Origin of the sequence: Actinoplanes campanulatus, from assembly GCF_014647795.1 — a bacterium.
GTDB classification, from domain to species: domain Bacteria; phylum Actinomycetota; class Actinomycetes; order Mycobacteriales; family Micromonosporaceae; genus Actinoplanes; species Actinoplanes campanulatus.
Genome location: NZ_BMPW01000006.1, coordinates 385,778 through 406,802, shown reverse-complemented (window position 1 = coordinate 406,802; position 21,025 = coordinate 385,778). Strand labels below are relative to the sequence as shown.

Annotated in this window: 19 protein-coding genes; 10 read left to right on the top strand and 9 right to left on the bottom strand. The window is 72.8% G+C overall.

Annotated features, from left to right (window positions below):
• Positions 1–142: 142 nt before the first annotated feature.
• From IEZ13_RS14820 to IEZ13_RS14805, 4 genes are all read right to left on the bottom strand, one after another.
• Positions 143–3,883: an ATP-dependent DNA helicase gene (locus IEZ13_RS14820; protein ID WP_183222741.1), complete on the bottom strand. Its 3,741-nt coding sequence runs from the start codon at positions 3,881–3,883 to the stop codon at positions 143–145.
• 100 nt (positions 3,884–3,983) lie between these two features.
• Entirely contained in the window at positions 3,984–7,886 is a 3,903-nt protein-coding gene (locus IEZ13_RS14815; protein WP_183222740.1) for an ATP-dependent helicase, read from the bottom strand.
• A gap of 90 nt (positions 7,887–7,976) precedes the next feature.
• Positions 7,977–8,582 (bottom strand): LOG family protein, encoded by a 606-nt coding sequence (locus IEZ13_RS14810; RefSeq protein ID WP_183222739.1) that lies wholly within the window; start codon positions 8,580–8,582, stop codon positions 7,977–7,979.
• Between the two features lies 1 nt (position 8,583).
• The gene (locus IEZ13_RS14805) at positions 8,584–9,363 is read right to left on the bottom strand and encodes an LOG family protein (protein WP_183222738.1); all 780 of its coding nucleotides are present in this window, start codon (positions 9,361–9,363) and stop codon (positions 8,584–8,586) included.
• A gap of 173 nt (positions 9,364–9,536) precedes the next feature.
• On the opposite strand from IEZ13_RS14805, the gene IEZ13_RS14800 reads away from it, so the two are divergent.
• A complete protein-coding gene (locus IEZ13_RS14800) occupies positions 9,537–9,707 on the top strand; it encodes a hypothetical protein (RefSeq protein ID WP_183222737.1) in 171 nt (56 codons plus the stop codon).
• Here the strand turns inward: IEZ13_RS14800 and dapE are convergent.
• Complete coding sequence (gene dapE, locus IEZ13_RS14795) at positions 9,704–10,774, bottom strand: succinyl-diaminopimelate desuccinylase (protein WP_183222736.1); 1,071 nt, start codon at positions 10,772–10,774, stop codon at positions 9,704–9,706. The genes IEZ13_RS14800 and dapE overlap by 4 nt on opposite strands.
• 66 nt (positions 10,775–10,840) lie before the next feature.
• Here dapE and dapD point away from each other — a divergent pair, with 66 nt between their 5' ends.
• Positions 10,841–11,788: a 2,3,4,5-tetrahydropyridine-2,6-dicarboxylate N-succinyltransferase gene (gene dapD, locus IEZ13_RS14790; protein WP_183222735.1), complete on the top strand. Its 948-nt coding sequence runs from the start codon at positions 10,841–10,843 to the stop codon at positions 11,786–11,788.
• On the opposite strand, the gene IEZ13_RS14785 is transcribed toward dapD, so the two are convergent.
• Positions 11,785–12,609, bottom strand: coding sequence for a LysR family transcriptional regulator ArgP (locus tag IEZ13_RS14785; protein ID WP_183222734.1), 825 nt, complete (start codon positions 12,607–12,609; stop codon positions 11,785–11,787). The genes dapD and IEZ13_RS14785 overlap by 4 nt on opposite strands.
• A gap of 70 nt (positions 12,610–12,679) precedes the next feature.
• On the opposite strand from IEZ13_RS14785, the gene IEZ13_RS14780 reads away from it, so the two are divergent.
• The 8 genes from IEZ13_RS14780 (at position 12,680) to IEZ13_RS14745 (ending at position 18,875) form a co-directional block, all read left to right on the top strand.
• Positions 12,680–13,279, top strand: coding sequence for a LysE/ArgO family amino acid transporter (locus IEZ13_RS14780; RefSeq protein WP_183222733.1), 600 nt, complete (start codon positions 12,680–12,682; stop codon positions 13,277–13,279).
• Between the two features lie 47 nt (positions 13,280–13,326).
• Positions 13,327–14,367 carry a DNA polymerase III subunit beta family protein gene (locus IEZ13_RS14775; protein ID WP_183222775.1) on the top strand — a complete coding sequence of 347 codons (1,041 nt, stop codon included), beginning with the start codon at positions 13,327–13,329 and terminating at the stop codon, positions 14,365–14,367.
• Positions 14,368–14,461: 94 nt separating this feature from the next.
• Positions 14,462–15,211, top strand: coding sequence for a class I SAM-dependent methyltransferase (locus IEZ13_RS14770; protein ID WP_229794690.1), 750 nt, complete (start codon positions 14,462–14,464; stop codon positions 15,209–15,211).
• A gap of 499 nt (positions 15,212–15,710) precedes the next feature.
• On the top strand, positions 15,711–16,193 hold the full coding sequence (locus tag IEZ13_RS14765; RefSeq protein WP_183222732.1) for a hypothetical protein: 483 nt from the start codon (positions 15,711–15,713) through the stop codon (positions 16,191–16,193).
• Positions 16,194–16,271: 78 nt separating this feature from the next.
• Complete coding sequence (locus IEZ13_RS14760) at positions 16,272–16,766, top strand: hypothetical protein (RefSeq protein WP_183222731.1); 495 nt, start codon at positions 16,272–16,274, stop codon at positions 16,764–16,766.
• Positions 16,756–17,223, top strand: a complete 468-nt coding sequence (locus tag IEZ13_RS14755; RefSeq protein WP_183222730.1) for a hypothetical protein — start codon at positions 16,756–16,758, stop codon at positions 17,221–17,223. The genes IEZ13_RS14760 and IEZ13_RS14755 overlap by 11 nt, the downstream gene beginning before the upstream one ends.
• On the top strand, positions 17,220–17,915 hold the full coding sequence (locus IEZ13_RS14750) for a hypothetical protein (protein WP_183222729.1): 696 nt from the start codon (positions 17,220–17,222) through the stop codon (positions 17,913–17,915). The genes IEZ13_RS14755 and IEZ13_RS14750 overlap by 4 nt, the downstream gene beginning before the upstream one ends.
• Positions 17,916–18,278: 363 nt before the next feature.
• Positions 18,279–18,875 carry a hypothetical protein gene (locus IEZ13_RS14745; RefSeq protein ID WP_183222728.1) on the top strand — a complete coding sequence of 199 codons (597 nt, stop codon included), beginning with the start codon at positions 18,279–18,281 and terminating at the stop codon, positions 18,873–18,875.
• A gap of 40 nt (positions 18,876–18,915) precedes the next feature.
• On the opposite strand, the gene IEZ13_RS14740 is transcribed toward IEZ13_RS14745, so the two are convergent.
• The 3 genes from IEZ13_RS14740 to fdxA are packed head-to-tail and all read right to left on the bottom strand — an operon-like array spanning position 18,916 to position 21,008.
• A complete protein-coding gene (locus IEZ13_RS14740) occupies positions 18,916–19,563 on the bottom strand; it encodes an SIMPL domain-containing protein (protein WP_183222727.1) in 648 nt (215 codons plus the stop codon).
• A gap of 15 nt (positions 19,564–19,578) precedes the next feature.
• Positions 19,579–20,685, bottom strand: a complete 1,107-nt coding sequence (gene dapC / locus IEZ13_RS14735; RefSeq protein WP_221245767.1) for a succinyldiaminopimelate transaminase — start codon at positions 20,683–20,685, stop codon at positions 19,579–19,581.
• Positions 20,682–21,008 carry a ferredoxin gene (gene fdxA, locus IEZ13_RS46465; protein ID WP_220142767.1) on the bottom strand — a complete coding sequence of 109 codons (327 nt, stop codon included), beginning with the start codon at positions 21,006–21,008 and terminating at the stop codon, positions 20,682–20,684. The genes dapC and fdxA overlap by 4 nt, the downstream gene beginning before the upstream one ends.
• Between the last annotated feature and the right edge of the window lie 17 nt (positions 21,009–21,025).

Below are 21,025 nucleotides of genomic sequence, written 5' to 3'. Positions count from 1 at the left end.
CGCGGGATGCTGCCGCACGTCCGGTCCAGGTCGATTTTCGAGTTAGATCGGTGGTCCCGCTCCAACCCGCACCGCCCACCCACTCCACGCACGCGCCCGCCGGGCCGACCTCGGCGGACGCGCTCCGGAGCACGGGAGAGGTTCAGAGCGAGTCGGCCGGGATCTCCTCGATCAGGGCGGCCAGCTCGGCAGCCTCCATCAGGTCGGTGGGCCGGACCGTGACCTGCTCCCGGACGTAGTGGAACCCGGCACGCACCTTGCGCACCGGCACCCCGGCCAGCGACGCCCAGGCGATCCGGTAGGCGGCCAGCTGCACCGCCGCCGCCTCGGCCTCCGCGCCGCCCGGCCGCCGCCCGGTCTTCCAGTCGATCACGTCGAACCGGCCGCCCGGATCGGCGAAGACCGCGTCCATCCGCCCCCGGATCACCACCCCGGCGACGGTCGTGGCGAACGGCACCTCCACCTCGACCGGCGTCCGCTCCGCCCACTCCCCGGTCAGGAACGCCTCCTGGAGCAGGGCCATCTCGTCGTCGCCGGCCGCGTCGTCGTCGGCCGCGCCCGGCAGCTCGTCGATGTCGATCAGCCGCGCCGACCCGAACCGCTGCTCCAGCCAGGCGTGGAAGGCCGTGCCCCGGCGGGCGTGCGGGGCGGGCCGCTGCGGCAACGGGCGGCGCAACGAGCGGGCCAGGGCCTGCGGATCCCGGCGCAGCACCACGAGCTGGGACACCGACAGGTGCGGGGGCACCACCACCTCGATCGGGCCCTCATGACGGGTGCGCTCGGCCCGCTCGGCCAGCAGCAGCCGCGCCTCGTGCCGCCACCGGGCGATGTCCGGGTCCCCGGCCTCGGCCACCCGGTCGGCCGCCTCCACGGCGGCCACCACCTCCGCCCGGCCGCTTCCGTCCGCCCGGCCGCTTCCGTCCGCCCCGTCGCTTTCATCCGCCCGGTCGCTTCGGTCCGCCTTGGCCGCTTCCGCCCTCGGCCCGGCCCCGCTCGCGTCGGCCCCGATCGCGTTGGGTCCGGCGTCACCGGGCACCTCGGCCTGCGCGGCGGCTGGCCGATCGTTTTCGGTCGCGGCCTCTTCCGGGGTCGCCGCGCCGGCGCTGTCGTCCGAGTGGGGGCCGGAATCGGCCTCGCTTCGCCGTACCCCGGATTTGGGTGTGCTGTCCGGTGAGCGGGGTGAGGGGACCGACCAGCCGGCGCCCTCCTCGGCGAGGCCGACGAGGTCGGCCGCCAGGCCGGCCCGGGCCGCGACCTCCGGATCCGCGGCGGCCAGGTCGGCGAACGCCTCGGCCGCGGAGGCGTCCGGGTTCTCGATCATGCGGCGGATCAGGTCGGCGGCGGCCGCCATCGCCGGGCGGCGCAGGCCGAGCGGATCGGCCGGCCACTCGGCGGTCGCCACCACCTGATCGCTCGGATTCGTGTCGCCGGGCGCCGGCTCCGGCGTCCAGACGTCCACCACACCCGCACCGTCGGCGCAGGCCGCGCGGATCTCGTCGAGGAAGACCGACGGACCGCGCGGGCGCTTCACCCCGTCCCCCCACCAGTAGCCGGAGCAGAGCAGCAGGCGGCGTGGCCGGGTCACCGCGACATAGGCCAGGCGGCGCTCCTCCCGCTCGTCGTGCTCCCGCCAGGACCGACCGAAATCGGTCACCGCGGCGGCGACGCCCTTCTGCTCGACGGCGTCGCCGAGATCCAGCGCCGGAAGCCCCGACGAGTCGCCACGCAGCGGAAACGGCAGCACCCCGATACCGCCCAGGTAGTGGTCGGAGGAGCGGACCAGGCCCGGCCAGACCCCCCGGCACAGGCCGGCGACCGAGACCACGTCCCACTCCAGGCCCTTCGCGGCATGCGCGGTCAGGATCTGCACCGCGCCCTCGACCACGTCCACCTGGCCCGGCTCCAGACCGCGTTCCTCCTCCTCGGCCGCCGCCAGGAAAGCCAGGAACCCTGCCGGGGTGCCGGTCTCGTTCTCGGTGATGTAGCGGGTCGCCGCCTCGCCCAGCGCGTCCAGGTGACCGCGGGCCAGCCCGGCGTCACCGGCCGCCCAGCCGCGCACCGCCACCTCCACGTCCAGGCCGATGGTGCGCTCGATGTCGGCGAGCAGGTCGGGCAGCGGCTGGTCCAGGCGGCGGCGCAGCGCGGCCAGCTCACGGCCGTAGTCCCGCACCCGGCCGTAGCCCTCCTCCGAGTACTGCCGGGGAGAACCCGGGTCGGCCAGCGCCTCCACCAGGGTGGCGTCGTCCAGACGGTCGGTGTTGATCTCCTCGGGGTCGTCGCCGGACCGGCCGGAGGCGGCCGCCCGGGCCGCCGCGATCGCCCGGGCCCGCCGGTGCAGGGCCACCAGATCGCGCGGGCCGATCCGCCAGCGTGCCCCGGTGAGCAGCCGCAACAGCGACGCGCCGTCGGCCGGGTCGGCCAGCACTCGCAGCGTGCAGACCACGTCCCGGACCTCCGGGGTGTCCAGCAGGCCGCCCAGGCCGACCACCTCGACCGGCAGGCCCCGGGACCGCAGCGCCTCCTCGAGCACCGGGATCTGGCTGCGCACCCGCACCAGGACGGCGCTGGTCGGGCGCTGTTCGAGCGGGATCTCGGCGGCCGGGGCGGTCGGCATCCCGGCGACCAGGCGCCAGGCGGTCAGCATCGAATCGGCGATCCAGGCGGCCTCGTCGGCGTACGTCGGCAGCAGCGCGCACGTCACGGTCCGCCCGCCGACCGCCGCGGCCACCCGGTCGGCCGACTGCAACTGGTGCACGTGGGCGCGCAGCGGGGCGGAGATCGTGTTCGCCACCCGCAGGATCTCCGGCCGGTTGCGCCAGCTCCGGGTCAGCGTGCGCTCCCAGGCCGGCCGGTCCCCGGAGTCCCGGAACTCCTGCGGGAACCGCTCCAGCGTCCCCGCGGACGCGCCCCGCCACCCGTAGATCGACTGGCAGGGGTCGCCCACCGCGGTCACCGGATGTCCGCCGCCGAACAGGTTGTTCAGCATCGTCACCTGGGCGTGGCTGGTGTCCTGGTACTCGTCGAGCAGCACGATCCGGAACCGGCCGCGCTCGATCTCGCCGACCTCCGGATGATCACGGGCGACCAGCGCGGCACGGGCCATCTGGTCCCCGAAGTCCATCGCCTCCAGGTCGAGTTTGCGCTGCTCGTATGCTCGGACCAGGGGCAGCAGGGTGAGCCGGCCCTGCTGTCGGCGCAGCACCTCGGAGACGTCCTTGTACATCCGGCCCGGGAACTCCTGCACCTCGGCGAAGAACCGGCCGGTCCAGGCCGCCAGGTCGCCCGGCGTGACCAGGTGCTCGGACAGCTCCGCGGAGAGTGCCAGGACGTCGTCGGTGACCGTGCCGGGCGCGCGGTTCAGCCCCGTCATCTCACCGGTGTAGGTGCGCACCAGCGAGTCGACGATCTGCCAGCGGGCCGCCTCGGTGAGCAGGCGCGCGGACGGCTCGTACCCGGCGCGGAGCCCGTGCTCGGTGACGACCCGGGCCGCATAGGCGTGGTACGTCGAGATGGTGGCCTCACCGGCGAACGCGTCATCCCGGCCCAGCCTGCGGATCAACTGGCCGAGCCGGGTCCGGACACGGTGCGACAGCTCGCCGGCCGCCTTGCGGGTGAAGGTCAGGCCAAGGATCTCGCCGGGGTGCGCGTACCCGTTCGCGACCAGCCAGACCACCCGCGACGCCATCGTCTCGGTCTTGCCGGAGCCGGCGCCCGCCACCACGAGCAGCGGCTGCACCGGCGCCGCGATGATCGCCTCCTGCTCGGTGGTCGGCTCCGGCAGGCGCAGTAGCCGGGCCAGCTCGCGGGGCGTGTAGCGGGGCCCCGCGTCGGCGGCGCGGCGGCGCGGCGGCGGCCCCTCGGCGAACAGCGTCGGCTGCGTCATCGATCAGTTTCCGGTCGTCTCGTATCCAGTGGTCCAGGTGCCTTCTCCCATGCGCCACGTCATCCGTCGCGCCCCTCTTCCCGACACTTCCCGGCGGCCGTCATCCGTCGTCCTCCGGGGCCGGTTCGACGACCTGGCGGCCCTTGCCGGAGATCGGGCAGCTGGTGCGGACCGGGCACACCCGGCAGCGGCTGTTCGCCACCGCGGAGAAGGTGGCGGCGGCCATCGTCTCGGCGGTGCGGCGAACCATCGCGTACGCCCACTGCGGGTCGGCGGCCTCGGTGATCGGCACCTGGAGCTGCTCGCGGGCGTCCTTACCGGGCCCGAGCTGCACCAGGGCCGCACCGCCGCTGTCCGACCCGTAGTCCGCGAAAGCCCCCGCCGCGATCGCCGCCTGGTAGCCGCCGAGCTGCGGATTCTCGGCCACGTCGGCGGACGAGACGGCGGTGGTCTTCCCGGTCTTCAGGTCGATGACGACGAGCCGCCCCTCCTCGTCCACCTCGAGCCGGTCCACCCGGCCGGTCAACTGGATCGGCCGGCGCTCGTCCTCCAGCCGGACCGTGAACTCGTGCTCGATCGCCAGCAGCCGCCGCGGGTTGACCGCAAGCCAGCGCAGCAGCTTGTCGACCATCGCCTGGGCCCGCTCCTGCTCCGAACCGGCCAGCCACTGTGCGGCAAGCTCGATCGAGTCGAACCGGGCCGACACGTACTCGACCAGCTTCTCCCGGTCCGCGTTCGCGTCCTCGGCCAGCATCGCCGCGGCGTGCACCAGGTTGCCGATGCCCTGCGCGGGCCCGGCCGGGGCCGCGCCGCCGTGCCGCTCCAGCAGCCAGCGCAGGCTGCACCGCAGCGCGCTCTCCATCGACGACGGCGTCACCTTGACCGCCTCGCCCTCGTCGACGAGCGGCCGGTCGTCGGAGAGCTGCCGCAGACCCCACCACTCGTCCGGATGCGCCCCCGGCACCCCCGCCGCCGCCAGACGGGCCAGCTCGGCCGCCGCGGCGCGCCGCCGGCTGGGCGTCTCCGCGCTGCCCACCACGACGGTACGAAGCTCGGCCACCAGCGAGGCCAGGGTCAGCGCCCGGGGCGGCCGCCCCATCGGGATCTCGACCTCGGCGTCCCCGTCCTCCGGCGCCGCTCCGCCGGAGTCGCCGCGTCCCGCGCCCGCACCGCGCTCACCGCTACCTGCCGGCTCGGCGTCCTTCTCCACTGCTCCGCCAGCGGAATCGCCGCTCCCCATGCCCGCACCGCGCTCACCGCTGCCTGACGGCTCGGCGTCCTTGCCGGCCCTGTCTCCCGCAGGAGGCCGTGCGGCCTTTCTCCCCACTGCCCCGGTGGGGTCGCTGCGGTCAGACGAGCCGCCGCGATCGGACGGGTCTTCCGGGCCGCCCGGCTCGGACGAGCCGTCGGGGCCGGAGGAGCCATCCGGGCCGGACGGGCTGCCCGGGGGTTGGGGAGGGCCGGTGTCCCAGGGGCCGGGATCGGGTGGAGGATCGCCGCCGTCGAGGCGGCGGACCGGGGTGGCGAGTTCGGCGAGGAAGCGGCTCGGCTGTTCCTCGCCGATGGAACCGCCCACACTCGCCGACGAGACGGCGGTGGCGACCAGGCGGCGGCGTGCCCTCGTGACCGCCACGTAGAAGAGCCGCCGCTCCTCGTCGAGCAGGGCCGACGTCTCGGCGATCACCGCGGCCGGGCCCGAGGCGGGACGGCCGGCCAGCACGTCGACGAGGCGTTCCGAGCCGAGCAGGCTGCCGCGCAGGCGCAGGTCGGGCCAGATGCCCTCCTGCACACCGGCGAGGATCACGACGTCCCATTCGAGGCCCTTCGCCGCATGCGCGGTGAGGAGCCGGACGGCCTCGCCACGGTCGGCGCTCGGGGCGATCGAGTCGGCGGGCAGTTCCTGGCCGAGAACGTGGTCGAGGAAGACCGACACCCCGGCGCCGGGCAGCCGGTCGACGAACCGGGCGGCCGCGTCGAAGAGGACCACCATGGCGTCCAGGTCGCGGTCGGCGGCCTCGGAGCGCCACTGCCGGGCACGGCCGGAGTCACGCTGGTCCGGCATGGGGACGTTGCCGGTGCTCATCGCGAACCACCGGTCGTGCAGGCCGCTCTCCCGCCACACGGTCCAGAGCACCTGTTCGGCGGAGACACCGGGGGCGGCGGCCGCCTCCCGGGCGACGGTGATCAGGCGGGCGATCATCTGCGCCGGGCGCGCCCACCGCCGCTCGACCAGGTCCAGCCCGGCCGGGTCGCGGATCGCGTCGACCAGCAGCTCACCCGAGGGCCGCCGGTCACCGGCGGCCACGGCGAGCGCCCGCAGGCCCTGACGCAACCGGCGCTCGGCCAGCGGATCGGCCCCGCCGAGCGGCGAGTGCAGCAGAGCGACGGCCGCCTCCTCATCGAGGGCCGCCGGATCCACCGCACAGCGCAGGAGCAGCAGGAACGGCGCCACCGCCGGTTGCAGATGCAACGGCAGATCCTCGGCGTGGATGACGGTCGGCACCCCGGCCGCGGCCAGCGCCCGCTGCACCGACGGCTGTTGCAGCATCGTGGACCGCATCAGCACCGCCATCCGCGACCACGGCACCCCGTGCAGCAGATGGGCTTCCCGCAGCGCGTGAGCGATATACGCCGTCTCCGCGGCGGTGGACCGGAATGTCCGGACCACCGCCTCCGGCCGCGGCCCCCACCCCTCTCCGCTCACCGCGACCGACGGCGAAGCGGACCCGGGAGCCGACGGATCACCCACGGCGATCGGAGTCCCAGCGGCCGAAGAGCCCGCGGACGTGGCGGCGGCGAGTGTGGGGTCGGCAGACGGGGATCCCGCGGCCGAAGAGCCCGCAGCCGGGGACTCTGCGGCCGAAGAGCCCGCGGACGTGGCGGCGGGTGTGGGGTCGGCCGGGGCGGGTGGGTGCATGGGGCGGTGCCCGATCGGGCCGCGCATGCGGCGTGCGACCCGGCCGGTCGCATTGAGCAGCGACGGAGCGGCCCGGTAGTTGGTGTGCAGGACGATCGTCTCGGCCGGGGTGCCGGAGGCGGCGCGGAAGGTGGCCGGGAAGGTGCCGACGACGCCGGGGTCGGCGCCCCGGAAGCCGTAGACGGACGAGTCGGGGTCGGCGAAGGCGACCAGGGGCTTGCCCCCGCCGGCGACCAGGTTGAGCAGCTCGATCTGGGCGGGGTCGGTCTCGGCTAACTCGTCGACATAGACGAACGCCAGGCGGCGGCGCTCGGCCTCGAGGAGGTCGGGCTCGTCGGAGAGAAGGCCGGCGGCGGCGCGGACCAGCTCGGCCGGATCGTACGCCGCCGAGCCGCGGGTGGTGACGTCGCGCAGGGCGAGGACCGCCACATACTCCCGGAGGAAGCGGGCGGCGGCCGGCCAGTCGTCGCGGCCCAGGCGCTCGCCGAGGCGGGCCAGCTCGACCGGGCCGACGCCACGCTCGGCGGCGCGCTGCATGAGGTCGCGCAGCTGTTGGGCGAAGGCACGGGTGGGCAGGGCCGGGCGGAGGGTCTCGGGCCAGCCGATGTCGCCGGTGGCCTCCGGGTCGGCGACGGCGGCCAGCAACTCCCGGATGATCAGGTCCTGCTCCGGGCCGGTGAGCAGGCGTGGAGACGGTTCGCCACGCTCGGCGGCGGCCCGGCGGAGCAGGCCGAACGCATACGCATGGAAGGTCCTCACCAGCGGCTCGTGCACGATGCGGCCGGGCTGGTCGGCGATCCGTGCCTCGATGCGGTCGCGCAGCGTGGCCGCCGCGCGGCGGCCGAAGGTGAGCACCAGGATGCGCTCGGGGTCGGCGCCCTCGGCGATCCGGGCGGCGACCGACTCGACCAGCATCGACGTCTTGCCAGTGCCGGGGCCGCCGACGACCAGGAGCGGCCCGGCGGTGTGCTGGATGACGCCGCGCTGCACCGGGTCGGCGGGCAGGGCGGCCGCGACCGGGCGGGGACGCCGGACCAGACGGTAGGTGGGCCGGCGCACCGGAGGGAGGGATACCGGCGTGCTCACGGCATCTATGAGAGCACGCCGGTACGACGTTATTCCGGGGCGGGAAGCGCAACGGCCCCGGAGTTCACGTCCGGAGGACCGATCCCGGCGTCAGGCGCCTTCGGCGGGGCTGGCCGTCCCGGAGGCCGTGCCGGACGGCGCGTCACGCGGACCGGCCAGCGCGTTCTCGATCAGGTCGGCGGCCTCCGGCACGGTACGCGCGACGAGCAGCAGCTCCATGGCGGCCGGCCGGACGAACTTCCGGTCGACGAGCCCACCGAGCCAGCGGGTCAGCCCGTCGTAGAACCCGTCCGGGTCGAGCAGCACGATCGGCTTGCGGTGCACGTCGAGGGTGGCCGTGGTCCAGACCTCGAACAACTCGTCGAGGGTGCCGAGCCCGCCGGGCAGCGTGATGAACGCATCCGACCGGTCGATCATGAGGGTCTTGCGGGCGCCCATGTCCCCGGTGACGAGGAGCTCGTCGGAGTCGTGGTCGGCGACCTCCAGGTCGACGAGGCACTGCGCGATGATGCCGAGGGTGTGCCCGCCGGCGGCCCGGGCGCCGTCGCCCACGGCGCCCATCATGCCGACCGAGCCGCCGCCGGAGACGAGCGTGTGCCCGCGGTCGGCGAGGATCCGGCCGGTCTCGGTGGCGAGGTCGAGCCAGCGCTGTTCGAGGGTGGTGGAGGAGGCGCAGAAGACGCAGATGTTCGCCACGTCAGTGGGCCTCGCTCGTCTCGGCGAGGACCGCCTCGGCGTCGATGATGATCCGGACGGCTTCGGCGACGTCGTCGGTGAGCTGGATGAGGTCGAGATCCGTGGTGGATACCTTGCCCTCGCCGAGCATCCGGGCCTTCATCCAGTCGAGAAGCCCGCCCCAATAGTCGGTGCCCATCAGGATCACCGGGAACCGGGTGACCTTCTTCGTCTGGACCAGGGTGATCGCCTCGAACAGCTCGTCCAGGGTGCCGAAGCCGCCGGGCAGGACCACGAAGGCCTGCGCGTACTTGACGAACATGGTCTTGCGGACGAAGAAGTAGCGGAAGTCGATGCCGACGTCGACCCAGTCGTTGAGGCCCTGTTCGAAGGGCAGCTCGATGCCGAGCCCCACGGACATGCCGCCGGCCTCGGTGGCGCCCCGGTTGGCCGCCTCCATGACGCCCGGCCCGCCGCCGGTGATGACCGCGTACCCCGCTTCGGCGAGCGCCGCGCCGAGGCTCTCGGCGAGCTCGCACTCGTAGCTGCCGGGGGTGCAGCGGGCCGAACCGAAGACGCTCACCGCGGGCGGCAGGTCGGCCAGGGTGTCGAAGCCCTCGACGAACTCGGAGAGGATCCGCAGCGCCCGCCAGGCGTCCTTGGTCTTCCACTCCCCACGATGCGGGGAATCGAGGAGTTTCTGGTCGGCCGTGCTCGGCGGAATGGAGTCGCGGCGCAGTGTGACGGCTCCGCGATGCCGTTCGGGGGCCGGTCCCGGTCGCCCGTTGGTGCTGTCCGTCATGCCACAAAGGTAGTGCGGACGGTCAGCACCCGGTGAATATCGGGGCGCGTTTCGGCAAGAGGATTGCGACCCGCAGACCTTTTTGCCAGATTGAAGCAACCGACAGTGACTCTGACGCGTCTGTACTGTTACCGACCTGGCATCACCGGGCTCCCGGCGAAGGAGCAGTCACCATGACGAACCGACACGAGCGCCTCAGGATGCAGCGCCGGATCCGCCTGGTGCTGGAGGAGCGGCGGGCGGCTTTCGCGGCGCGCGACGCCGAGCCGGCCGTCGACCCGGAGGCGACGATGGAGATCCCGCCACCGCAGCGTGCGGTGGGCCGGGTGACCGTGGAGTACTAACGGGCGAGCCACCGGTAGAGGGTGGCCGCCCCGTCACGGATCTTGCCGATCTCGACGTGCTCGTCCGGCGCGTGGGCGAGCGCCGGATCGCCGGGGCCGTAGTTGAGCGCCGGGATGCCGAGGGCCGCGAACCGGGCCACGTCGGTCCAGCCCAGCTTGGCGGCCGGTTCGATGCCGACGGCGGCGAGGAATTCGCGGGCCGGGGCGGCGTCGAGGCCGGGCCGGGCGCCGGGCGCCGAGTCGGTGATCTCCAGCTGGAACCCGTCGAAGACCTCGCGCAGGTGCTCGTGGGCCTGCTTCTCCGAGCGGTCCGGGGCGAACCGCAGGTTGACCTCGACGCCGCACTCGTCCGGTACGACGTTGCCGGCCACACCCCCGAAGATCCGCACCGCGTTGAGGCCCTCCCGGTAGGTACAGCCGTCGATGGTCACGGTCCGCGGGTGGTACGCCTCCAGCCGCCGCAGCACCTCACCGGCCGCGTGGATGGCGTTGACCCCGCGCCAGGCCCGGGCGGTGTGCGCCCGCCGGCCCCGCAGGCTGACCTGTGCCGAGACCGTGCCCTGGCAGCCGGCCTCCACCGTCCCGTACGTCGGTTCGAGCAGCACCGCGAGGTCGGCCTGGAGCCATTTGGGGTGCGCTCCGGCGACCAGGTTGAGCCCGTTGTGCTCGGACTCGATCTCTTCGGACTCGTAGAACAGGTAGGTGACGTCGTACCGGGGATCGGGCAGGGTGACGGCGAGGTGGAGGGCGAGGGCGACGCCGCCCTTCATGTCCGAGGCGCCGCAGCCGTAGATCAGGTCGTCGACGACGGTGGACGGCAGGTTGTCATTGACCGGCACGGTGTCGAGGTGCCCGGCGAGGATGACCCGCTGGTCGCGGCCCAGTTTGGTCCGGGCCATCACCGTGTTTCCCACCCGGCGCACGGACAGGTGCCCGGCCTTGCGGAGGGCGTCCTCCACGCAGTCGGCGATCACCTTCTCGTCGCGGGACACGGACTCGACGTCGACCAGCGCGCGGGTCAGCACAACCGGGTCGACCAGCACGTCCGGGGTGAGCGGGTTGGCCATGTGCGCACCATACCGGGGTGGCGCGAGGCTCCTGGTGGCTCATGTAGGTCCGGTAGGGTTTCGCTCGTGGAAACCCCGATCTCGACTTCGCCCGCCTGGGGCATCGGCCTCGCCACCGTCACCGCCGAGGGACAGGTTCTGGACACCTGGTTCCCGGCCGGGCACCTGGGTCTCGGTGAGGAGCCGGCCGACGTTCCGGTGTTGCCGGCCGGGCTGACCGGCCCGAAGCTGCTGCCCGGACTGAGCACCGTCGAGGTGCGGGTGGTGGTCAAGTCGCTGGCCGACCCGATCGCCGACGCCTCCGACGCGTACCTGCGACTGCACCTGCTGTCGCACCGGCTGGTCCGGCCGAACGAGCTGAACCTGGACGGCATCTTCGGCAAGCTGGCCAACGTCGCCTGGACGTCGGCCGGCCCGTGCCCGCCGGAGCGGGTGGACGAGCTGCGTTTCCTGGAGCGCGCCGCCGGCCGTCAGCTGAGCGTCTTCGGGGTGGACAAGTTCCCGCGGATGACCGACTACGTGGTGCCCTCGGGTGTCCGGATCGCCGACTCCGACCGGGTGCGCCTCGGCGCTCACCTGGCCTCCGGGACGACGATCATGCAGGAGGGATTCGTCAACTTCAACGCGGGCACGCTCGGGACCTCGATGGTCGAGGGCCGGATCGTGCAGGGCGTGGTGGTCGGCGACGGCTCGGACATCGGCGGCGGTTCGTCGATCATGGGCACGCTCTCCGGCGGCGGCAAGGAGAAGGTGCGGATCGGCGAGCGCAGCCTGCTGGGCGCGAACGCGGGCGTCGGCATCTCGCTCGGTGACGACTGCGTGGTGGAGGCGGGCGTCTACATCACCGCCGCTTCCAAGATCTCGCTGCCCGACGGCCGCGTGGTGAAGGCGATCGAGCTGTCCGGTGTGAACAATCTCCTGTTCTGGCGCAACTCGGTCTCCGGCGCTCTGGAGGCCCGGCCCCGCAAGGGCACCGGCATCGAGCTGAACTCGGCTCTGCACGCCAACGACTAGTCCCTGATCAGCGCTTGGGCGGCCGCCGTGCGAACGGCGGCCGTCAGTGTGTCCAGGGCTTTCGAGGAGAGCCGCCAGCACTGCCAGTAGAGCGGGACGTCCAGGTGCCGGCCGGGCCGGACCTCCACGAGGCTGCCGGCGTCGAGATGCTTCCGGGCCTCCTGCTCGTAGAGCATCCCCCAGCCCAGGCCGAGCAGCAGGGCGTGGTTGAAGCTCGCGGTGGCCGGGATGTAGTGGACCGGTGGGTCGTACCGGGTGGTCAGGAAGCGGTGCTGGATCCGGTCCTTGCGGTTGAAGGCGAGCAGCGGCGTCCGGTTCAGGTCGGTGATGTCCAGGCCGGGCGCGGCCACCGCGAGATACCGCATGACACCCAGCCGCTCCACTCGGCAGCCCTGGACCGGCTGGTGGTCGGCGGTCACGGCGGCCATCGCGGTGCCGTTGCGCAGCAGGTCGGCGGTGTGCTCCTGGTCGTCGGTGTGCAGTTCGAAGAGCACGCCGGGCACCTGCTGGAGCACCGGGAGGAACCAGCTGTCCAGCGAGTCGGCGTTGACCACCACGGAGAGCCGGGTGTCATCGCGGGCCTGGTCCAGCGCCTCCCGTTCGAGCAGCGCCACCTGGCCGGCGAACCGGACCAGCGCCGCGCCCGCGGTGGTCGCCGTGCACGGTTTGGCGCGGCGCACCAGCACCTGGCCGACGGCCTGCTCCAGCGCCTTGATCCGCTGACTGACCGCGGACGGCGTGACGTGCAGCACTCGGGCCGCCGCCTCGAAACTGCCCTCCTCGACCACCGCCAGGAAGGTCGCCAACTGCACCTGATCCACGTTAGGAAAACTAATCCATCCCCAAAATGATTAGCTGGAGACACGCGTAGATGCTGACTAGCGTCGAGGCATGCTCGCCTCCGCTTTCGCCGGTTTTGTCGCCTCCGCTGTGCTGATCATCGCGATCGGAGCCCAGAACGCGTTCGTCCTGCGTCAAGGGCTGCGCCGGGAACACGTACTCCCGGTGGTCCTGACCTGTGCCCTCTCCGACCTCGCGCTGATCTCCGCGGGTATCGCCGGGCTCGGCGCGGTCCTGACCGCGCGTCCCGAGCTGATCTCGGCGATCCGCTGGGCCGGCGCCGCGTTCCTGCTCGGCTACGCGGTGCTCGCCGCGCGCCGCGCGCTGCGCCCGGAGGTCCTCGATCCGGCCGGGAAGGCGCCGGCCACGCTGCGCGCCACCCTGCTCACCTGCCTCGCCCTGACCTACCTCAACCCGCACGTCTACCTGGACACCGTGCTGCTGCTCGGTTCGGTGGCGCAGCAGCATCCGCACCGGTGGCTGTTCGGGCTGGGCGCGGCCGCCGCCAGCCTGACCTGGTTCGTCGGCCTCGGCCTGGGCGCGCGCCGGCTGGCCCCGGTGCTCGCCCGGCCCGCCTCGTGGCGGGTGCTCGACGGATCGATCGCGCTGGTCATGGCCACTCTCGGCATCACGCTGATCGTGCAAGCTTGACTCTCCACCAGGTGGAGACACCAGGGTTCAGTGATGTGGAGAGCGACATGCGAGGCATCGGCGAGGCGGCCCGGGCGAGTGGGCTCAGCGTCAGCGCGCTGCGGTTCTACGACGGCGCGGGCGTGCTGATCCCGGCCGCCGTGGACCCGGTCACCGGCTATCGCCGGTACACCGCGGAGCAGATCAGAGCCGCCCGGCTCATCGCCGGCCTGCGGCGGGTGGGCATGCCCGTCGCCGAGATCGCGGATGCGGTGCGAGACCTCGACGACCCCGCTTCGGTACGGGTGAGGCTGGACGATCACCTGGCCCGCCTGGAGGCCGGTCTCGCCGACGCCAGACGTGAGCTCCTCCGCCTGCACACCCTGCTCGACCTGGAGGAGAACCTGATGACCCGCATCACCCTGTCCGCCGCCGACCTGTCCGCGGCCCTCGACGCCGTGCTGTTCGCCGCGGTGGGCGCCACCGACCCGATGCCGGCCGGCGTGCTCGCCGAGACCGGCGACGGCGACGTCACACTGGTCGCCACCGACCGCTACCGGATCGCCGTGGCCACCACTCCGGCCACCGTGGAGGGCTCGGCCGCCCGGCTGTTCCTCCCCCTCGATCTGGCCCGGGACCTGCGCGGCCTCGGCGGCGGTGAGGTCACACTGGACCTGACCGCCGATCGGGTGACCGCGCGCGCCGGCGACCGGACCGTCGAGGGCAAGCCGCTCGACCTGGAGTTCCCGGACTGGCGACGGCTGATCGCGGCCGGCCCGGAGAGCCGCCGGGTAACCGTCGACGTGGCCGAGCTGCGCGGCCTGCTCGACGGCGCCCCGGTGATCGACCGCGAGCACGAGGGCCAGGCGTACCCGGTCTCCGTCCTCACCGTCGACCCGGCCGGCGGCGTGCGGTTCGCCGGCGCCGACGAGTGGGCCGCCGACACCGGAGCGCACGTCGCGGTGAACCGGGAGTTCCTGCTCGAGGCGCTGGACGCGGGCGGGGCCGGGCAACTGGTGCTGGAGTTGGACGGCCCGGTCCGCCCCCTGGCGCTCCGGGGGCTGAGCAGCGATTCCCGTTTCTCGCTCCTCATGCCGGTCCGCCACTGAGTCTGGTAACCGTTCAGCCACAGTCCGGCACCGGTCCTGGAAAGGCCGTGGGATCGAGTCGCTGTTCAGCGGGGTCTGCGGATACTTTCGGTCCGTGCGCAGCAACCGGCAGGAGGAAGAGCTCAACGCCGCGACCGCCGGCGCCTCCATGACCGGGTGGGAGTTCGCCTGGCTGGACGGCCTGGCCGTGGCGTCGGAGCCGTCCTGGTCGTACCTCGAACTGGTCCGGCCGCTGATGCGCCGCGCCACGAGCGTCCTCGACCTCGACACCGGCGGCGGTGAGCTGCTCGCCGAACTGGCCCCGCTTCCGCCGCACACCGTCGCGGTGGAGACGTGGGCGCGCAACACTCCGGCCGCCCGCGAGCGGCTCACCCCGTTCGGGGTCGAGGTCCAGACCGAGCTGCCGTCCGAGGAGAACGAGTTCGACCTGGTGCTGAGCCGGCACGGGCGGCTGCCCGTGGCCGACATCGCCCGGCTGCTCAAGCCCGGCGGCGTGCTGCTCACCCAGCAGGTGGGTAGCGCCGACCTGGCCGATCTCAACGTCGCCCTCGGCGCCCCGCCCCCGCATCCGCGGCGGTGGGACGCCGAGGTGGCGGTGGCCGCGCTCCAGTCGGCCGGGCTGCGGGTCACCGAGGTGCGGGAGGAGCATCCGCTCCTCACCTTCCGGGACATCGTCGCGGTGGTCCATCATCTGCGCACGGTGCCCTGGCAGATCCGCGACTTCACCCCACATCGGTACGAGCGGGAGCTCGCCCGTTTGTCGGCCCTCATCCGGACCCGGGGCGAATTCGTGGTGCGGGCGCACCGGTTCCTGGTCCGGGCCGAGCGCCCGACAGAGGCATAGGTCGCAAGCCTCTTTCAGGGGAATGGCTCCGCCGGCGGGTGACCCGTTCGGGTTCCGGATCGGGAAATCCCTTTCCGGAAAGCGCGTGGATCCGGCCCGAAACTTCACGTTTCAAGCTTCGTTCCGGGGCCGCCGAGGGCCGACGGACGATCCGAACCCGGTTCGGGCTTGCCTCCGCACCGAACGTCTGCTCGCGGCCATGGTCCCAGGCGGACGCGGGTTTCGTGGATCTCTATGGCGGTCCGCTGTGGCCGGTGCGGTGAACGCCGTCACGCCTGCGGGGTAACCGAGACGGATCGCGTCCGCCGCCGTCCCGCATGCAACAGGCGGACGGTACGGACGATCGCCGGGCGGGAACGGGTCAGCCATCTTTGTCGCAGCGCCGGGTGGCCTTGTGGGCCCGGTGACATCCCAATCAACGACGTACACCCGGAATCGGTCGCTCATGACTTCGTCCGGGGTGTGGCGCTCGCTTACCCCGTTCCAGGAGGAACTCCCCATGCCCAAGTACACCAAGCGCTCCGTTGCCCTGATCACCGCCGGCGTCGTCGCCGTCAGCGGAGGCGCGGCCTGGGCCGCCTGGAGCCTCACCGGCGTGGGTGAGTCCTCGGCCGCCGCCGGTCAGGTCGTGGAGTTGGACGTCACGGACGCGAGCATCGTGCTGGACCCCACCACCTTCTTCCCGGGCAGCAAGCACGACGTCACCTTCAGCGTCTCGAACCCCAACCCGTTCCCGGTCCTGATCACGGGTTTCGCCATCGAGCAGATCGCCAGCAAGAACGCGGCGGCCTGTGCCTCCACCAACGTCGTGGAACTCGCTGGTGCGACCACGACCAGCACGCTGACCCTCCCCGCGAACAGCGGCCCTCAGACGATCAAGTACGAGGACGCGATCGGGATGATCGCCGACGCCGCCAACGGCTGCCAGGGCGTCGGCTTCGACTTCGATGTCGCACTCGACGCCACGAGCAACGCGTCGTAGTCATCCGGTCTGAGGGGCGTCGGACGCGACGCCCCTCAGGCGTTTCCGCACCATCCGGACCGAAGACAGGAAGGCATCGTGCTCACAACATCGCGGCGCACCCGGCCCCTCCTCGCGGCGGCCGTCGCCGCCGTCGTGGCGACCACGGGTGGCGCGGCCTGGGCGGTCTGGCGAATCACCGGAGCCCAGACCGGGGCCTCGGCGGCCCAGATCAGCGCGGACCTCCGGCTCGTCGCACATCCGAGCCCGGCGAAACCGCTGTACCCGGGGGCCAAGGTGACCATCGAGGTGACCGTGCACAACGACAACCCGTTCCCGGTGCTCGTCAACACCGTCCGGCCCGGCTCGGCTCCGGTGACCGTGGACGCGGCGCACCGGAACGCGGGCTGCCTGACCACCGGCGTCTCGCTCACCAAGGCCTTCTACTCGGTCACGTGGCGGATCGGCGCCAACACGGAGAAGAGCTTCTTCATCTCGAACGCGGTCACGATGACGAACGCCTCGGACTCCGCGTGCCAGGGCGCGACCTTCACCGTTCCGCTGGCCGCGAGCGGGAGAAGCGATGCGAGTTGACCTGATCAGCCGGCGGCCCGTCCGTCGGCTGATGGCTGCTGGAGCGGCCGTGGCCTGTGTCTGGGCCGCGGCCGGTTCGCGTTCCGATGCTTCCACGATCGGAGTGGCCGACCGTGGAATCTATGTGTTCTCGGTGAATGGCACTTCGATGGAGGGCCTGCATCCGGGCGCTGTCCGGCGCACACGGGTGACGGTGACGAATCCGTACCCGTTTCGGATCGCGGTGCGACACGTCGAGGCGCGGGTCGCCGGGAGTTCCAGGCGGCACTGCAAGCCGACTGCGACCAATCTGGCGGTCGGGTCCTATCTGGGCAGCCTGCCACTGACCGTTCCGGCTCATGGACGGAAGGCTGCCGGGAAGTTCGAGGTGAGGATGCCGAACACCGTGGCCGACGCCTGCCAGAAGGCGACGTTCCGCCTGACCTTCACCGCTACGGCCGACAGGGTGGGACGGTGAGGCGGCGGAGCGCGGCGGTGATCGTCGCGGGCACGGTCGTGGGGGCCATCGCGGTCGGCAGTGGGCTCAGCGCCTGGGCCACCTGGGCGGTCGGCACCACCGAGGGGCAGGCCACTCTCAGGGGAGACACGCTACCCACGGTGAAGAAGCCGGATGCGGCGTTGGTCGATGGGGTACCGGAAATCGGCTGGGAGGCCGTGCGGCTCGGGTCGGGGCAGGCGGTCGGCGGGTATGTCGTGTTCCGGCATGACGGTGACGACCGGCTTGCGGTGTGCCGGGGTCCGGCCACCAAGCTGACGTGCATCGATGACGAGGCCGAGGTGGGACGGGCGGTGACCTACACGGTGGCCGCGATCGCCGGGGACCACTGGACCGGGCCGGCCAGCCCGATCAGCGACCTGGTCATCCGGCCGGGCGGACCGGGCGCCGCGAGTCTCGCGGCGGGATCGCCCACGCCGTCCGCGACGTCCGAGACCGGCCAAGCGGGAGAGGACAGGACCGGCAGGACCGAGGCCGGAAAGACTGTGGAACCGACCGCGAGCCCCAGCGGGCCCGCCCCGGAGACCTCGGCGTCGCCATCCGCGCCAACCTCGCCTTCACCGTTGACGCCGGGAAAGGCCGGGGCGGGCGGCGCGAACTCGCCCGCAGCGAATCCGGGGAAGGCCGGGTCAGGCGGCACGAAGCCGCAGTGAGCGCGGGAAGCGGCCGGGTGCGGCGCGGATCCGCGGTGAGCCCGGGGGGCGTGAAGTGGTCTCCGCGGCGGGCGGGTGACGCGCGCCGGAGCTGGATCGACCGGCTGGCGGCGGCCGGGTCCGGGGTCGCGGGGGCAGTGGCGCGGCCCGATTCCCTCACCCCGCAGGGGTAAACCGGATGGGCAGACCTGTCCGATTTATGCGCCAGAACGGCGGACGGAAAACCGATCACATCGGACATCTCTATCGGGGAACGTTGTATGAGCGCCGAACCCGGCATCATTCCCACCGGCCTTCGAGGAGGACGAGCCGCATGTCCGACCTGAGCGATCCCCGCGCGGCTGTCACCACCGAGGTTGTTTCGTGAATCGGCGCGACGTCCTGTCCGGTTTTCCCGAGGGTTCCCACCTGGAGCTCGACACGGCCGATCATGAGGAACCCACCTGGGAGGTGCGGCAGCCGGGGCGGCGGCGCCGGTTCGATCGGCGGGCCCGCACCATCCTCACCGCCGCGGCGGTCGCCGCGGTGCTCGCCAACGCCGGGGCGGCCTGGGCGTACTGGCGGTTCCGGGGGCCGGACACCGAACCGCTGCCGCCGGCCGCGACCAGTGTGGAGATTGCGCTGACCGGGTCCTCGGACAACAGCCGGCCGCTGCTGCCGGGCGAGACCGGGGATCTGACGGTCACGGTGACGAATCAGTACGCGGTTCCGGTGCGCATCACGTCGATCACGGCCGGGGCGGGCCGGGTGATGGTCGACTACGCGCACCGGGAGGCGGGCTGCGTCGATCCGCCGGTGGAGATCACCCGGCAGAGTTTCGCGGTGTCGTGGGAGGTGCCACGGAACACGATCGGGGCGTTCCCGGTGAACGGGGCGCTGGCCATGCGGGCGGACGCTCCGGCGGCCTGCCGTGGGGCCACCTTCACCGTTCCGGTGCGTGCCCAGGCCGTACGTCCCTAGGGAGACGGCAGGGTCAGCGCGCGTTGCCGGAAGTGGCGGATCAGGCCGGCGGCAGGGTCGGCTCGGTGATGGTGACCCGCAGCAGCACCCGCGCCTCGACGGTCTGCCGCTCGGGCGACAGATCGAAGCCGCCGGTGTCCTCGGCGGCGCCGCCCGCGAAGGCGGCGGCCCGCATCATCGGGTGCCCGCCGGCCGTGTCGGCGTCGGCGATCTCGAGGATCCGGTCCAGCTCGGAACCGACCGCCGTGGCGTACTCCCTAGCGCGGGTCAGGGCGTCGGCGACCGCCTCCCGGCGCACGTCGGCGCCGGCCCGGCTGCCCGGGCGCAGTTGCCACCAGGGGCCGGAGATGGAGATCAGCTCCGCGCCGGCGAGCTGGTAGAGCAGCTCGCCGAGGGGCTCGAAGTCGGTGACGGTCACGGTCGTGGCGATCGATCCCTGGTACGCCTCGGCGCGCCGGCCACGCCGGTTGTACTCCGGATGCATCTGCAGGCCGGTGGTCTCCCGGCGCTCGACGGCCTGGGCGTACCGGTCGAGGAGGGCCGACGCCTCGGTCGCCCGCTGGTTGATGCGGGCGACCAGGGCGGCCTTGTCCCGGTCCACCGCGGAGACCGTCACGGTGAAGACGGCCTGCTCCGGTGGGACCTCACGGCGCGCCTCGCCGTGGACGGTGACGATCGTCTTCTCCACGGCGGGGCGCCCCTCTCAGTCGGTGAACGGCTCCGCGAGGCGGTCGGCCGCGGCCGCCACCCGCTCGTCGGTCGCGGTCATGGCGATCCGCACGTGGCGTGCGGCCGCCGGGCCGTAGAAGGCGCCGGGCGCGGCGAGGATGCCGCGCCGGGCGAGCCGGTCCACGGTCGCCCAGCAGTCCTCGTCGCGGGTCGCCCACAGGTAGAGGCCCGCCTCCGAGTGGCTGATCTCGAAGCCGGCCTTGGTGAGGGCGGTCCGCAGGGTGTCGCGGCGGGCCGCGTAGCGGGCACGCTGGTCGGCGACGTGCGTCTCGTCGGTCAGCGCCGCGATCATGGCCGCCTGCACCGGCGCCGGGACGATCATGCCGGCGTGTTTGCGCACCGCCAGCAGCTCGGCGACCAGCGCCGGGTCGCCGCCGACGAATCCGGCGCGGTAGCCGGCCAGGTTGGAGCGCTTGGAGAGCGAGTGCACGGCCAGCACACCGGTGTGGTCGCCGCCGGTCACCTCGTCGGCGAGCACCGAGACCGGGGTGGTCTCCCAGCCCAGCGACAGGTAGCACTCGTCGCTGACCACGGTGACCCCGCGCTCGCGGGCCCAGTCGACCACCTTGCGCAGGTGCGCGACGGGGAGCACCCGGCCGGTCGGGTTGGACGGCGAGTTGATCCAGATCAGCTTGACCCGCCGGTCCGGGCCGATCGCGGTGAGCGAGTCGGACCGGATCACCTCGGCGCCGGCCAGCCGGGCGCCCACCTCGTACGTCGGGTAGCAGACGCTCGGGATGACCACCACGTCGCCGGGGCGGACCCCGAGCAGGGTGGGCAGCCAGGCGACCAGCTCCTTGGAGCCGATCGTGGGCAGCACACCCGGCTCACCGGTCGTGCCGCACGCGCGGGCCAGCCAGCCCGCGATGGCGGCGCGCAACGCCGGCGTGCCCGCGGTCAGCGGGTAGCCGGGCGAGTCCGAGGCGGCGGACAGCGCCTCCTGGACGGCCGGCGGGACCGGGTCGACGGGGGTGCCGACCGACAGGTCCACGATGCCGTCCGGGTGGGCGGCCGCGAGGGTCTTGGCCGGCTCCAGCAGGTCCCAGGGGAAGTCCGGCAGAGCCGACGAGAGGGCGCTCAGTGTGCGTCCCCGCGCGGCGGCTGGGCGGCCACGAACGTCGCGTCCTTCTCGATCTTGCCGACCTTGGAGGCGCCACCGGGCGAACCGAGGTCCTCGAAGAACTCGTAGTTCGCGTTCGTGTAGTCCTTCCACTGCTCCGGGACGTCGTCCTCGTAGAAGATCGCCTCGACCGGGCAGACCGGCTCGCAGGCCCCGCAGTCGACGCACTCATCGGGGTGGATGTAGAGCATCCGGTTGCCCTCGTAGATGCAGTCGACCGGGCACTCCTCGATGCATGCCTTGTCGAGAACATCGAGGCAGGGCTCAGCGATGATGTAGGTCACTGGTCTTTCCCTTCAAA

Bases quoted from the DNA above. Each gene is read 5' to 3' on its own strand.
- IEZ13_RS14800 (WP_183222737.1), top strand. From the start codon at position 9,537: ATGACGAACCGACACGAGCGCCTCAGGATGCAGCGCCGGATCCGCCTG.
- IEZ13_RS14775 (WP_183222775.1), top strand. From the start codon at position 13,327: ATGCGAGGCATCGGCGAGGCGGCCCGGGCGAGTGGGCTCAGCGTCAGC.
- IEZ13_RS14820 (WP_183222741.1), bottom strand. From the start codon at position 3,883: ATGACGCAGCCGACGCTGTTCGCCGAGGGGCCGCCGCCGCGCCGCCGC.
- dapE (WP_183222736.1), bottom strand. From the start codon at position 10,774: ATGGCCAACCCGCTCACCCCGGACGTGCTGGTCGACCCGGTTGTGCTG.
- IEZ13_RS14755 (WP_183222730.1), top strand. From the start codon at position 16,756: ATGCGAGTTGACCTGATCAGCCGGCGGCCCGTCCGTCGGCTGATGGCT.
- IEZ13_RS14765 (WP_183222732.1), top strand. From the start codon at position 15,711: ATGCCCAAGTACACCAAGCGCTCCGTTGCCCTGATCACCGCCGGCGTC.
- IEZ13_RS14780 (WP_183222733.1), top strand. From the start codon at position 12,680: ATGCTCGCCTCCGCTTTCGCCGGTTTTGTCGCCTCCGCTGTGCTGATC.
- IEZ13_RS14805 (WP_183222738.1), bottom strand. From the start codon at position 9,363: ATGACGGACAGCACCAACGGGCGACCGGGACCGGCCCCCGAACGGCAT.